This window comes from Antribacter soli, assembly GCF_021568775.1.
Lineage (GTDB): Bacteria > Actinomycetota > Actinomycetes > Actinomycetales > Cellulomonadaceae > Antribacter > Antribacter soli.
Genome location: NZ_JAKGSG010000022.1, coordinates 201,265 through 215,553 on the forward strand (window position 1 = coordinate 201,265; position 14,289 = coordinate 215,553).

At 73.3% G+C, this 14,289-nt stretch carries 10 protein-coding genes; 6 read left to right on the top strand and 4 right to left on the bottom strand.

Going from position 1 to position 14,289, the window contains the following annotated elements; all coding sequences use genetic code 11:
- The first annotated feature begins 349 nt into the window (after positions 1-349).
- The gene (locus tag L1785_RS06790) at positions 350-2,554 is read left to right on the top strand and encodes an ATP-binding SpoIIE family protein phosphatase (protein WP_236088444.1); all 2,205 of its coding nucleotides are present in this window, start codon (positions 350-352) and stop codon (positions 2,552-2,554) included.
- Between the two features lie 35 nt (positions 2,555-2,589).
- On the opposite strand, the gene L1785_RS06795 is transcribed toward L1785_RS06790, so the two are convergent.
- On the bottom strand, positions 2,590-3,018 hold the full coding sequence (locus L1785_RS06795) for an STAS domain-containing protein (RefSeq protein ID WP_236088445.1): 429 nt from the start codon (positions 3,016-3,018) through the stop codon (positions 2,590-2,592).
- 123 nt (positions 3,019-3,141) lie between these two features.
- Here L1785_RS06795 and L1785_RS06800 point away from each other — a divergent pair, with 123 nt between their 5' ends.
- From L1785_RS06800 to purD, 3 genes are all read left to right on the top strand, one after another.
- Positions 3,142-3,648, top strand: a complete 507-nt coding sequence (locus L1785_RS06800) for a DUF3151 domain-containing protein (RefSeq protein ID WP_236088446.1) — start codon at positions 3,142-3,144, stop codon at positions 3,646-3,648.
- Between the two features lie 105 nt (positions 3,649-3,753).
- Entirely contained in the window at positions 3,754-5,046 is a 1,293-nt protein-coding gene (locus tag L1785_RS06805) for an adenylosuccinate synthase (protein WP_236088447.1), read from the top strand.
- A gap of 5 nt (positions 5,047-5,051) precedes the next feature.
- Positions 5,052-6,356 (top strand): phosphoribosylamine--glycine ligase, encoded by a 1,305-nt coding sequence (purD, locus tag L1785_RS06810; RefSeq protein WP_236088448.1) that lies wholly within the window; start codon positions 5,052-5,054, stop codon positions 6,354-6,356.
- Positions 6,357-6,498: 142 nt separating this feature from the next.
- On the opposite strand, the gene L1785_RS06815 is transcribed toward purD, so the two are convergent.
- Positions 6,499-8,502 carry a glycoside hydrolase family 6 protein gene (locus L1785_RS06815; protein ID WP_236088449.1) on the bottom strand — a complete coding sequence of 668 codons (2,004 nt, stop codon included), beginning with the start codon at positions 8,500-8,502 and terminating at the stop codon, positions 6,499-6,501.
- A 174-nt stretch (positions 8,503-8,676) separates the two neighbouring features.
- A complete protein-coding gene (locus tag L1785_RS06820) occupies positions 8,677-9,750 on the bottom strand; it encodes a LacI family DNA-binding transcriptional regulator (protein ID WP_236088450.1) in 1,074 nt (357 codons plus the stop codon).
- Between the two features lie 121 nt (positions 9,751-9,871).
- Here L1785_RS06820 and L1785_RS06825 point away from each other — a divergent pair, with 121 nt between their 5' ends.
- Positions 9,872-12,160, top strand: coding sequence for a substrate-binding domain-containing protein (locus tag L1785_RS06825; protein WP_236088451.1), 2,289 nt, complete (start codon positions 9,872-9,874; stop codon positions 12,158-12,160).
- Between the two features lie 79 nt (positions 12,161-12,239).
- Positions 12,240-13,226: a phosphoribosylaminoimidazolesuccinocarboxamide synthase gene (locus L1785_RS06830; protein WP_372461815.1), complete on the top strand. Its 987-nt coding sequence runs from the start codon at positions 12,240-12,242 to the stop codon at positions 13,224-13,226.
- Between the two features lie 86 nt (positions 13,227-13,312).
- Here the strand turns inward: L1785_RS06830 and L1785_RS06835 are convergent, their stop codons facing one another.
- Positions 13,313-14,242 (bottom strand): DUF4190 domain-containing protein, encoded by a 930-nt coding sequence (locus L1785_RS06835; protein WP_236088452.1) that lies wholly within the window; start codon positions 14,240-14,242, stop codon positions 13,313-13,315.
- Positions 14,243-14,289: the final 47 nt, after the last annotated feature.

Below are 14,289 nucleotides of genomic sequence, written 5' to 3' on the forward strand. Positions count from 1 at the left end.
GCGCCCTGCGGTGCGCGTGCTGCGTCGTTCGGTCCGTCCTGCACGGTTCTCCTTCCGAGGGCGCCTGGCGGTCGAGTGGTCCGATGATATTGGGAGCAGGTTCGTATCTCGGTGTGAACCAATCTACGGTTGAATGACCTGCTGGGATACCAAGGCACGCGGAAACGACGGGCAGGAGGCAAGTATGACCGACTTCACGGGTCTCACGTCCTCGGCGCGTACTGCCGACCAGGGACGGGCGCGGCCCGGTTCCGGTTCGCGCCAGCCTCCCACGTATGATCGTGGTTCGCCCGCCTCGCCGGAAGATTCCCACGTGCCCCCGATTCCCGGTTCGAGCGTTCCGCGACCTATGCCGCCGACCATCGGCGACGTCGTGATCCGTGCCGCCGCGACGATCGGCGTGCCCACGTTCCTCACGGGTCCGTACGAGGACGGCATGCCGCTGCTCTGGGCCAACGCCGCGTTCGAGCACTACGCCGGGGTGCGGTTCATCGACCTGGCGGGGCTGAGCCCGCGGCGGCTCGTCGAGCTGCTCGTGGAGCCGACCGACTTCGAGCGTCTCCGGGTGGCCTGCGCGGCGGGCGAGGAGGTCTCCGCGACGGTCCGCTCGCGCCAGCCGGGCGGCAGGATCGGCTGGGCCCAGCTCACCCTCACGCCCGCCCGCGCCGGGCACGACGACCGCGTGACCCACTGGGTGGGCTTCAGCGTCGACGTGTCCGAGCACATGGAGCGGCACGCCGCGCAGCTCGCGTCGCTCGAGGTGGAGCGGCAGCAGCGCGAGGACCTGGACCTCATCGCGCAGACGACGGAGATCCTCACCGACCTCGAGTACCCGTACGCGCTGCGGGACATCGCCGAGCTGCTCGGCACGATGGTCACGTGGGCCGGCTTCTACGTGAACGACGACGGCCTGACGCACGCCGAGGGGATCGACGTCAACGCCCCCCCGAGCGGGCGGGGACGCCGGCACGCCCGCTACATCCCGGGCGACGACCTGATGCCACGCGCCGAGAAGCCGCGCCGGCTGCCCATCGACGCGCTCGGCGACCCGACGTCCTCGGGTGTCCCGGTGCCGATCCTCGAGGTCGTCGACTCGGTGCAGGACCTCCTCGACGCGCTCCTCGACGGTCCCGTCACGCTGCACCTCGACATCCCGCACGCCCCGTACTCGGCGTCCGGCTGGCTGTCCCGGGACCTGACCCGGCGTATCGGCGAGGAGACGGGAGAGGTGCCGCGGTCCGTCGTCGTGCACCCCGTGGCCGGACGGCGGCAGGTGCTCGGCCTGCTGGTCGTGCTGCCGCACGACCCGGCCGACGACGAGCTGATGTTCGCCGAGGGCACCGACGAGCCCGAGGCCGTGCGAGCCGTCGTGGAGGTCGTCGCGCGCCGCGCCGGGACGGCTGTGGACAACGCGCGCATGTACGCGCGCGAGCACCGCCTGGCCGAGACCCTGCAGCGCGCGATGCTCCCGGAGCAGGCGGACGTGGCCGGGCTCGACGTGTGGACGTACTACGCGCCCAACGCGGAGCACGCGCAGGTCGGCGGAGACTGGTACGACGTGCTGCAGATCGCGCCCGAGCTCGTCGGCCTCGTGATCGGCGACGTCGTGGGGCACGACGTCGAAGCCGCCGCGACGATGGGGCAGCTGCGCTCCGTGGTGCGCTCGTACGCGTTCGAGCTGTCGACGCCGGGCCAGGTGCTGCAGCGCGTCGACCAGCTCGTGGCCGGCATGGGCATCCCCCGCTCCGCCTCCATGGTCTACGCGTCGCTGCGCCGCGAGCCCGAGGACGAGCACTGGACCATCGACTACTCGCGCGCGGGCCACCTGCCCCCGCTGCTGCTGCGCTCCGGCGAGATCCTCAAGCTGGACGAGGGCGGGGGTGCGCTCGTCGGCTTCGGTTCGCGCGAGCGGTCCACGGGAACGATGGAGCTTCAGGCCGGCGACACGCTGCTGTTCTACACGGACGGGCTCATCGAGCGGCGTGACCGCTCCCTGCGCCTGGGCCTGGAGACGCTGCTCGACACGGCGGCGGCGATCACGGCGCGCGACGCCGCCGGCGTCGGCGAGGAGCTGCTGTCGCGCCTCGCGGACGCCCCCGAGGACGACGTGGCGATCGTCGTCGTACGCATCCCCGACCCCGAGCGGGACGCGAGCGAACCTGCCCTGTCGCCGCGCTGGCGCCGGTGGATGCTGCCGAGCGAGCCGTCGTCGATCGGGCGGGCGCGGCACGCGGTGCTCCGCACCTGCCAGGCGTGGGGGATCGCCGAGTCCGCCGCGGCGGAGCTGGTCGTGTCCGAGCTCGTCGCCAACGGCGTGCTGCACGGCTGGGGGCACATCGCCCTGCGGCTGTTCGACACGGGTGACGGCCTGCGCATCGAGGTCGAGGACTCGAACCCGGCGCCGCCGGTGTCCACGGACGGGCACCCGAACCGGCTCGGCGGGTTCGGCATGCAGATCGTGGAGCGGCTCGCGGAGTGGGGCTGGCGGCCGTCCGGGTCGGGCAAGCTCGTGTGGGCGAAGCTGCGGCGCCAGCCGCTGCGCTCGGAGGACTGAGCTACCCGCGCGGTCGGGTGAGGTCCGCGACCGTCTCAGGCCGTGCTGACGCCACGTCTGTCGCCCTCCTCGTCCGGCGTGCCGGAGGACGGCGGCCCTGACGAGGAGCGTGGGGCGACCATGTGGAAGCCCGACGCAGGCGTGGACGGCTCGCAGCGGTGGTCGCGGTCGATCCGGAAGAGCTCCAGCGCGCCGCACACCTCGAGGACGAACAGGTCGCGCTCGTCGGCGCCGCGCAGGACGGTGGCACCGCCACGCTTGCGCCCCGAGTCGGCGAGGGAGATCAGGAACGCCGCCCCGGTCGAGTCCATGAAGGTCACCCGGCACATGTCGATGACGAGAAGCTGCCTGCGCAGGCCCACGACGCGCGCCGCGATCTCGGGGAACTGATCCCGCTCGGCCAGGTCGAGGTCGCCGGCAATCACGAGCGTCGTCGTCGTGGGAGACGTCGCGATCTCGATCATGCTTCCGAGCGTATCCACTGTTGCCTGTTTGCACCGGGCGAGCGGCAATTTTCGCCCGATCGAACCGTTTTCATGTCACTCTCCGCCCCGACCACCGTCGCAACCGCCTGGCAGGATGCCGCCATGAGCACTCACGACAACCTCCTCGCAGGCCCGCCCGCGACACTGTTGCCCGACGAGTTTGCCCAGGTGAGGACGCGTCTTGCCGACGGCGACGACCCGGCTGCGATCGCCGCGGACGCCCCCGCGTCGTCGCTGGCCTGGGCGGTCCTCGCCGAGCGGGCCCTCGCCGCGGGCAACAGTGCGGGCAACACTGCGGGCAACAGTCCCGAGGGCGCCGACGTGCCCGCCGGCCGGGTCACCACCGACGTCGAGGCGTACGCCTACGCCCGGACCGGCTACCACCGCGGGCTCGACGCCCTGCGCCGGGCCGGCTGGCGCGGCCGCGGCCCGGTCCCCGCCGCGCACCAGCCGAACCAGGGGTTCCTCCGTGCCGTGCTGGCCCTCGCGCTCGCGGCCGAGCGGATCGGCGAGCAGGACGAGCACGACCGCTGCCTCCAGCTCCTCCTCGACTCCGGCACGACCGCCGGCGAGGTCGCCGCCCTGGCGCGCGGCGGCGCAGACGGCTGAGCCGGTAACGCCCGGGTAAACTCGTCCGCGGCCCGGTCGGGCCACGCAGCGCCAGGGGTCCGGGGGACCTGGGCGCGACCAAGCGAACCGTAAAGGTGGGAATCCATGCCAGGCGTGGTGCTCGTCGGTGCCCAGTGGGGCGATGAGGGCAAGGGGAAGGCGACCGACCTGCTCGGGTCCCGCGTCGACTACGTGGTGAAGTTCAACGGCGGCAACAACGCCGGCCACACGGTCGTCATCGGGGACGAGAAGTACGCGCTGCACCTGCTCCCGTCGGGCATCCTCTCGCCGGGCGTGGTCCCGGTCATCGGCAACGGCGTCGTCGTCGACCTGGAGGTGCTGTTCCAGGAGCTGGACGCGATCTCGTCGCGCGGCGTCGACACGTCGCGCCTGCTCGTCAGCGGCAGCGCGCACATCATCGCGCCGTACCACCGCACGGTCGACAAGGTCACCGAACGCTTCCTCGGCAAGCGCCGCATCGGCACCACGGGACGCGGCATCGGGCCCGCGTACGCCGACAAGATCAACCGCGTCGGCATCCGCGTCTGGGACCTCTTCGACGAGAAGATCCTGCGCGCCAAGGTCGAGGGCGCGCTCGACCAGAAGAACCACCTCCTCGTGAAGGTCTACAACCGCCGGGCGATCACGGTCGACGAGACCGTCGACGAGCTGCTGCTCTACGCCGACCGCCTGCGGCCGATGGTCACCGACACGTCGGTCGAGCTGAACAAGGCGCTCGACGCGGGCAGGACGGTCCTCTTCGAGGCCGGCCAGGCCACGATGCTCGACGTCGACCACGGCACGTACCCGTTCGTCACCTCGTCGTCGGCGACGGCGGGCGGGGCCGTCACGGGCTCGGGCATCGGACCCACGCGCGTCGACTCCGTGATCGGCGTCATCAAGGCGTACACGACGCGCGTCGGCGAGGGCCCGTTCCCCACCGAGCTGTTCGACGCGAGCGGCGAGTTCCTGCGCAAGACCGGCGGTGAGTACGGCGTCACCACGGGCCGCCCCCGCCGCTGCGGCTGGTACGACGCCGTCATCGCCCGGTACGCCACGCGCATCAACGGCCTGACCGACATCGTCCTGACCAAGCTCGACATCCTGACCGGCCTGGAGAAGGTGCCCGTCTGCGTGGCCTACGACGTGGACGGCGTCCGCTATGACGAGATGCCGACCGACCAGACGGCGTTCCACCACGCGGTGCCGATCTACGAGGAGTTCGACGGCTGGTGGGAGGACATCTCCCGGGCGCGCACCTTCGAGGACCTGCCCGTGAACGCGCAGCGTTACGTGCAGGCGCTCGAGGAGATGTCGGGCACGCGGATCTCCGCGATCGGCGTCGGCCCGTCGCGCGACGCGATCATCCCGGTCCACGACCTGATCCACGGCCGGTGAACCCCATGAAGATCCTCGTCGTCGGTCCCGGTGCTCGCGAGCACGCCATCGTCCACGCCCTCGCGGCGGAGACCGCCAACGGCGGCGAGGAGCACGAGCTCCACGCCGCCCCCGGTAACCCCGGGATCGCAGCCGAGGCCACGCTGCACCCCGTCGACGCGAACGACGGTGCCGCGGTCGCCGCGCTCGCGCAGCAGCTGGCCGCGGACCTCGTCGTCGTCGGCCCGGAGGCGCCGCTCGTCGCGGGCGTGGCGGACGCCGTGCGCGCCGTCGGCATCCCGGTCTTCGGCCCGAGCGCCGAGGCCGCCGCGCTGGAGGGCTCGAAGGCGTTCGCGAAGGAGGTCATGGCGGCGGCCGGCGTGCCGACCGCCATGGCGCACGTCTGCACCGACGTGGACGAGGTCGCCGCGGCGCTCGACGCATTCGGCGCCCCCTACGTCGTGAAGGACGACGGTCTGGCGGCCGGCAAGGGCGTCGTCGTGACGAGCGACCGCCAGGCCGCGCTCGAGCACGCTCAGGCGTGCTTCGCGACGCCGCGGGTCGGCACGGAGCCTGTCGTCGTGGTCGAGGAGTACCTCGACGGCCCGGAGGTCTCGCTGTTCTGCGTGTCCGACGGCGCGACCGTCGTCCCGCTGGTCCCCGCGCAGGACTTCAAGCGTGCGTTCGACGCCGACGAGGGCCCCAACACGGGCGGCATGGGCGCGTACAGCCCCCTGCCGTGGGCGCCCGCCGGCCTGGTCGACGAGGTCGTGACCCGCGTCGCCCGGCCGACGATCGAGGAGATGGCCCGCCGCGGCACCCCCTTCGCGGGCGTCCTGTACGTGGGCCTCGCGCTGACCTCGCGCGGGACCCGCGTGGTCGAGTTCAACGCCCGCTTCGGCGACCCGGAGACGCAGTCGGTGCTGGCCCGCCTGGCGACGCCGCTGTCGACCGTCCTCCTCGCCGCAGCGACCGGCGAGCTCGACCGCCTCGAGCCGCTGCACTGGCGCGACGAGGCAGCGGTGACCGTCGTGGTCGCCTCGCACGGCTACCCGGGGACGGTGCGGTCGGGCGACGAGATCACCGGCATCGAGGACGCTGCCGCCCTGCCGGGCGTGCACGTCCTGCACGCGGGGACCACGCTGTCCGACGACGGAGCCCTCGTCAGCGCGGGCGGTCGCGTCCTGTCCGTGGTCGCCCTGGGCGCGGACCTCGCCGAGGCGCGCCGCCTCGCCTACGCGGGGGTCGGGCGCATCAGGCTGGCCGGCTCGCACCACCGCACGGACATCGCGGAGAAGGCGGCCGCGGGCCAGGTGACGGTCACCGCCTGACCCGCGCCGCGGGGCAAACAGTCGAGGTAGTCGCTCCGTCCGGACGGAGGGACTACCTCGACCGGCTTTTGGGGCCGAGGTAGTCGGTCCGGCGGACGGACGGACCACCTCGGCGGGTTCTTGGCGGGTTGTGCGGTGAGGGTCAGCTGCAGGTGACGCTCGGCGGCGTCGGGGGCGCGGTGCCGTTGGCGGTGAAGCCGTAGGTCGCCGAGCTGCCCGGGCCGATGTTGCCGTTCCAGCCGAGGTTGGTGACGGTCACGGTGCTGCCGGAGACGGTGTGGGTGCCGTTCCAGAGGCTGCCGATCGTCACGCCGGCAGGCAGGGTGAACTGCGTCGTCCAGCCGGTCTTCGCCGCGGCCGCCGTGACGACGACCTCGGCCTGGAAGCCGCCCGACCACGAGTTGACGATCCGGAACGTGGCCGTGCATGCGCCGGTGCCGGTACCCGCCGTGGTGGTGGCGGTGACCGCTGCCGAGGCGGCGGACACGTTGCCGGCGGCGTCGCGGGCGCGGACCGAGAACTGGTACGCGGTGCTCGCGGTGAGGCCGGTGGCGGTGAACGAGGTGCCGGTTGTGGTGCCGACGACGGTGCCGTTGCGCAGCACGTCGTACCCGGTGACTCCGACGTTGTCGGTCGAGGCGCTCCAGGAGAGCGCGACGGAGGACGAGGTGATCGTCCCGACGGTCAGCCCGGCCGGGACCGACGGCGCCTGGGTGTCGGTCGGGGTGCCGCCGTCGCCGATCGCCGGGTAGGCGTTGGCGACGAGCATCTCGAACTGGGCCTGGAACCAGTGGCCGGAGAGCGGGGCGCCCGGCAGCGCGCCGGTGAGGTTGCCGCCCAGTGCGTCGGACGCGTAGGTGGGGTCGCACATGCGGTCGAGGCGCTTGCCCTCGTCGTTCGGGATCTCGGTGGACGCCCCGTCCGACTCGCCCGGGGGCTTCACCCACACGAACGCGTCGAGGTGCGAGCTGGCGTAGCCGGCGGGAGCCACCGTGGGCCGCTCGCCGATGCCGGCGCCCGAGGGGTTGCACCACGCGCCACGGTGCACGCGGCGGTCGATGCGCGACTGGTGCACGTAGGTGTTCAGGTCGGTCGACGTGCTGACCGCCGTCGGACGCGCCGCGCCGCCCCAGCCGTTGCGACCCGTGTCGACGAGCATGCCGATGGACGTCGGCGCGCCCTGGGCCACCATGAGCTGGTAGAGGTGGGCGGACCAGTCGACCTCGTCGAAGTCGCGGTTCCACTCGTAGTAGGTCGACTGGCGCACCTGCTGGCCGCTGACCTGCAGCTCCGGGTTGGGGAGGAACGGCTCGACGAGCGGGGTCGTGTTCGCGGTGTTCGTCACGAAGCCGCCGACGGCGTTCCACCCGTAGGTCGAGCCCTCGATGACGTTCGCGAACTCCGTTGCCGCGCCGGCCGAGTTGTTGTCCCAGCCCAGCCAGCCCGAGTGACCCGCGTCGATGTAGCTGTAGACGGTGCCGACCTCGTAGAGCTGGTCGAGCGCGTACCGCACGCCCTCGCGGTAGTACGGCGCGGACTGGGCGCAGTCGGCGTCGGACATGTTCGTCACGAGGTTGGGCAGCGAGTCGGGCTCGATCGTGGCGACGAACCGGATGCCCTCGTAGGCGGGCTGGTCGAGGAGCGCCGCGATCGGGTCGATGTACTCGGTCTTGTAGCGCTGCAGGCCCTCGGCCGACGCCGGGAGCTCGCCGTTCGAGGCCAGGGCGTGGCAGTCACGGCCGGGCAGGTCGTAGATGACGATATTGAAGACGATCGGGGTGGAACCCTGCTTCTGCGCGAGGGCCTGGTCCAGGTGCCACTGGAGGCCGTGCTGCCGGTCCGTGCCGGCGATGGCGGCGATGCGGTCCATCCACACAGATGTGGGCTCTGACGTGAGGGCGAGCATGTCTGCCGCGAGGCCGGGGTTGCTGCCCTGGACCTGCGCGGCGGCGCCCTCCACCGAGTCGACCCAGTCCGGGTTGACGTACTGGGTGGCCCCGACGAACGGGTTGTCGACGAGGGCGGCGGCCGGCGTCGCTGTCGCAACGGTGACGAGCGCCGGGGCCGCGACGAGCGCCCCGAGGGCGGCGGTGGTTGCGGCGCGGCGCAACCTACCGGAGCCGGGCGGGCGGGTGACAGGTGACACGGTGACCTCCAGGGGACGTGCTGGGCGCCGCCCCTCGCCGACCTCTGCCGGCGCGGGCGGGCGCACCGCCTCAGGCCTTTCTGCGGCGGCATGACGCACCGTTGCATGTCCATTGACCTGCACAACACCTGGCTAATCGTTTAAGTGCGAGTCAGTAACGGCGCGCCGCGTTTGTCAGGCCGAGGGTGGTGCGGTCGACCCGCGCACCACGAGGTTGCCCACGGACACGGTGCCCGACGCCGGCGGCACGGCTCCCGGCGCCAGGTCGCCGGCCAGGGCGCCGAGCAGGGCGTGCCCCACCGCCCGGCCGAGCTCGCGCACGGGGTACGGGACGGCCGTGAGCGATGGTGTCGCCAGCTGGCACGCCGCCGAGTCGGTCCCGGCGAGCACCGAGAGGTCCCACGGGACGGCGAGCCCGAGTCGGCGTGCGACGTCGAGCACGACGCCGGCCGCGACGTCGTCGTCGGTCACGACGGCCGTGGGCCGGTCCGGACCGACGAGCAGGGGCCGCACGGCGGCCGCGGCCCGCTCGGCGGTGTCGCCCGAGACCGCCTGGAACCGCACGTCGCGCTCGGCGAGCGCGGCACCGAGGGCCCGCGCGCGCCGACGTGGTGCGAGGAGCGCGTCGCCGCCGGTCAGCATCGCGACGCGAGCGTGCCCCAGGTCCGCCAGAAACGTTCCGACCCGCGCAAACGCTGCCGCGTCGTCGAGCACCACGTGCCGCCAGGTCGTGGGCGACGGCCCGATCACGTCGCCCACGACGACCGTGGGAGCAGGGACGCGTCGCAGGGTGGTGAGCCGGGCGTCGTCTGCTCGGGTGTGGGGCACGACGTATCCGGCGTAGCGCCGCTCGGTCCACCAGGAGTCCATGAGCCGGGCTGCCTCGTCCACGGACCCGGCGACATGGACGGCGAGCGTCGGCCCGTCGGCGCCGAGCGCCTCCTGGGCCCCGGCCACCAGGTCGAGCGTGGAGGCGACGCGCGAGCCCGTGCCGCCGTCGTGCACGATGACGATGCCGACGGCGCCCGGGCCGCTGCGCAGCGAACGCGCCGCGGTCGCGGGCCGCCAGCCCAGCTCGTCGGCCATCCGCAGCACGCGCGCCCGCGTGGCCGGGGACACGCCGGGCCGCCCGTTGAGCGCGTAGGACACCACGGCGGTCGAGACGCCGGCCGCTCGGGCGACGTCGACGATCGTCGGGCGCTTGGCTGCGCGCGTACCATCGGGATGTTCTGGATCATTCGGTCGCAACGGTGGGACCATGATCCCGTAGCATGCACCCTCGGAAGATTCTTTGCACGACGTCGACGGAGACGGGTGTCTTAGTATGGTTCCAGGAAAGCGTGGGTATGTCGTAGGAGTTCTCTCCCCGGTGATCGGCGGGTACTACTTCGGGCGGGTCCTTGCGGGCATCGCCCGCGCCGTGCGCGCCGACGGCCACCGCGTGGTCGCGGTGCAGACCTATCCGGCCGATCTCGAGCGCGAGCAGTTCCCCCAGCGCCCGCCCGAGGGCGTGTCCGTGGGCCTCGACATGGTCGACGGCCTCATCGTCATCACGTCGGCCGTGGACCGCACCACTCTTGCGCGCCTCCAGGCCCGCTGCGTGCCGACCGTCCTCGTCAGCGAGCGCGTCCCCGGGATCGAGGCCCCGGTCGTCACCCCGGACAACGCGGGCGGCACCCGGGCCGCCGTCGAGCACCTCATCGGCCACGGGCACCGTGAGATCGGCTTCCTCGGCAGCCTGCGTCAGACCGACATCCTCGAGCGGTACGAGGCCTACCGCGAGACCCTCCTCGCACACGGCATCCAGCCGCGGCCGGAGTGGTTCTACGTCGCCGCCGACAACCAGGAGGCCAGCGGCGCCGCCGCGGGACGGGCCGCGCTCGCGGCCGGGCTGCCGACCACGGCGACGGTCGCCGCCACCGACCGCAACGCCGTCGGGTTCATGCGCGTGCTGCAGGCCGAGGGGCTGGTCCTGCCCGTCGACCAGGCTCTCGTCGGCTTCGACCACTCCGACGGTGGCGCGCGTCTGCGCCCGCGCCTCGCCTCGGTCGACCCGCACCACGACCGCGTGGGCGAGCTCTCCGCCACCCTCCTGCTGGCGCTCGTCCGCGGGGAGCAGGTGCACGGGCAGCACCTGTCGCAGACCACGCTCGTCACCCGGGACTCGTGCGGCTGCGTCGACGCCCGCGCCGGCGCCCGCCCAGTCGGCGTCCTGCGGGGCGGCAAGGGGCCCCGGAAGCCCGCGTCCGCGTCCGAGCCCGCCTCCGGGCCGGCCGCGACGGACGCCTGGCAGCGCCTCGCCGACGTCGCGGCCGCCGTGTTCGACGGGGGCGACGCCCGGTCCCCCGCAGGCACGCCGGCCCTCGAGCAGTGGCTGCGTGGCATCCGGCGCGTCCTGCGCACCGCCGCGGCCGTCGCCCTGCGGCCCAGCCCCGAGATCCTCGCAGGGCTCGCCGACACCACCCGCGCCCTGCGCCCGCACCCCGAGGCGCTCGAACAGCTCGTTCCCGCGCTGCGGGGCGTCGAGGACGAGGCGGCGGACCAGGTCCGGCGGCGCCGCAGCGAGCCCCCGCCCACGACCGGGCCGATCCCCGTCGTCACCAGCGCAACACGGCCCCCGGGGCGGGCCGAGCGGGCCCGCGCCGTCCTCGGGGCCGGCACCGACGTCCTCGTCGCCGTCAGCGCCGGGTGCACCCAGACGATGCTGGTCAGGTCGGGGCAGCTCGAGCGCACCATCGCCGACCAGTACGAGCTCGACCTCGAGCTGCTGCACGCCGACGCCCAGGCCATCCGGTCGCTGCGCTGGCTCCCGCGCGGGCACCGCGGCGCGGCCGCCCTCGCCCTGTGGGCCGACGCCGGTCCCGAGTACGTCGCGGGAGGCGACCCGTCCGGCGTCGGCAGCCGCGAGCCCGAGGGGCGCGAGCTCGAGATCGTCGGGACGAGCGCCGCGTCGCCGCAGGCCAGGGCGCTCGTCGGCGCGCGCGTGCCCGTCGCGTCCTTCCCGCCGCCGGCGCTGGCCGCCGAAGGGCCGGGGGTCACGTTCGTCATCCCCGTGACGTTCGGCAACAGCGACCACGGGCTGCTCATGATCGGCGGCAGCGTCGACACCCACGCCACCAGCGCGCGCGACAAGTTCGACCACTGGGCGGCCATGCTCGCCGTCGCCCTCGACCGGGAGGCGCGGCTCGCGTCGCTGCGCCTGCAGCGCGAGGCCCTCGCCGAGGCGGCCGAGCGGCAGCGTGCGCTCGCGCTCGACCTGCGGGCAGGCGCCGAGCGCCACGCCCTCGTCGAGGACGTCGCGCTCGAGGGCACGTGGGACTGGAACATCGCCACCGGCGAGGTCTACTACTCGCGCACGTGGAAGGCCCTGCTCGGGCTGTCCGACGACGACGTCGGCACCGGAATCGAGGAGTGGACCGGGCGCGTCCACCCGGCCGACGTGCGGGGTGTGCAGGTCGCGATCGCGTCGCAGCTCGCGGGGGCCGCCACGACGCTCGACCTCGAGCACCGCATGGTCAACGGCGACGGGCGCGACATCTGGGTTCGCTGCCGCGCGACCACCGTCACCGACGACGCGGGGGTGCGGGCGCGCATGGTGGGGGTGCTGATGGACATGTCCTACGCCCGGGACCGCAGGGGAATGCTGACGGCCTCGTGATCGCTGTCGGGCCGGCCGGGCCGGCGGGAGGCGCGGGCACCGACCACGGGCTCCTGGGGGTCGGTGCGAGACTGGGCGCGTGACACTCTCCTCGGGGCCGGCTGCCGGCCACTCCTCCGGGCCGGCCGCCGGCCTCGACGTCGCCACGCTCGACCTGCCCGGCTGGAGGCACGTCTACTCGGGCAAGGTGCGCGACCTGTACGAGCCTTCCCTTCCGGCGCTCGGCGGGGCGCACCCGCTGGGCGACGTCGTGCTCGTCGTCGCGTCCGACAGGGTCAGCGCCTACGACCACGTGCTCTCGCCCGAGATCCCCGACAAGGGCACCGCGCTGACGCAGCTCTCCCTGTGGTGGTTCGAGCAGCTGGCCGACGTGGTGCCGAACCACGTGGTCTCCGTCGAGGTCTCGGCGGAGCCGGGCGACGGCCTCGTGCCCGACGTCGTGGCGGGCCGGGCGATGATCGTCCGACGCCTCGACATGTATCCCGTCGAGTGCGTGGCCCGGGGGTACCTGACCGGTTCCGGGCTCGCCGAGTACCGCGCGTCCGGCGAGGTCACGGGCATCCCGCTGCCCCCCGGGCTCGTGGACGGCTCGCGGCTGCCGGAGCCGATCTTCACGCCGGCCACCAAGGCGGAGGTCGGGGAGCACGACGAGAACGTGCCGTTCTCCGCGGTCGCCGAGCGGCTGGGCGAGGACGTCGCGGCCCGCCTGCGCGACCTGACGCTCGCCGTGTACTCGCGGGCCGAGGAGATCGCCCGAGGGCGGGGGATCATCCTCGCGGACACGAAGCTGGAGTTCGGCGTCGACCCGGCGACCGGCGAGGTCGTGCTCGGCGACGAGGTGCTCACGCCGGACTCGTCGCGGTTCTGGCCGGCCGACCAGTGGCAGCCCGGGCGCTCGCAGCCCAGTTTTGACAAGCAGTTCGTCCGGGACTGGCTCACGTCCCCGGAGTCGGGGTGGGACCGGGCCGGGGACGCGGCGCCGCCGTCGCTCCCGGCCGACGTGGTGGAGCGGACGCGGGACCGGTACCTCGAGGCGTACGAGCGGTTGACCGGCACGTCACTGTGAGCTGAGCCCCCGCCGGCTCGTCCCGCGTCGAGTCGGAGGGTGCCGGCGGCGCGGACACCCTCCGACCTGGCCCGCGGGCGGGCGTGCTACCGGGCGATGCCCTGCACGCTGCCCGTGAGCTGCGAACCGTCCACGGTCGCGGCGTAGCAGTTGATCTCCCGGTCGCCGAAGGCCCAGCTCTTCGCAGTCGGGTAGAAGTAGCCGAAATCGAACTCGGAGTCGTCGTAGTCGATGCCGACGTAGGTGTTGAACTCAGTCAGGCAGTAGTCGTCGCCCGAGGTGAAGATCGACTCCTCACCGGGGTACTCGCCGCTGGGCAGCTCCTGGACGGCGTAGAACTCGGCGTCGTGCGGCCCCGCGCAGTCCTGGACCTCGAGGGCCGTCAGGTCGATGTCGTCCGCGGGGGGCATCGCGAAGCACTCCCCGATCGTCACGGAGTAGTCGGTGGCCGGGTCCGTGGCGAGGTCCGTGGCGAGGTCCTCGGTGTCCTCGGTGGCCTCCGCGGAGGCGTCCGCCGTGGCTTCGTCGAAGCTCTCCGAGTAGCTCTGTTCGAAGCTCTCCTGGAACTCGTCCGTGCTCGCGACCGCGACGAAGAAGATGATCAGCGCGACCCACGCGAAGATGCCGAGCGCGCCGAGCACGATGCCCGCGATCGCCATGCCGCGGCCCGACTGGCCCGACTTCTTGATCCGTGAGAGGGCAAGGGCGCCGAGGATGATCGGGATGATGCCCAGGCTCAGGATGCCCGTGACGAGGGCCGCGATCGCCAGACCGTCCGTGCTCGGCTGCTGCGTGGGGTACGGGCTGCCCGGCACGCCGGGAGGGGGCGGGTAGCCCGGGTTGGTCGCATAGCCCGGCGGGGTCGGCGAGGCCACATAGCCCGGCGGGGTCGGTGGGGCCACATAGCCCGGCGGGGTCGGCGGGGCCACATAGCCCGGCGCGGCCGGCGGGGCCGGGGAGCCGTGCGGCTGGGTGCTGTAGGGGTCTGGGGCAGGGCCCTCGGGGTGCGTGCTCACATCGCCTCGTTCGTCGCTGGTCCGGTGCTGGCGACCGTAGCGGAGCC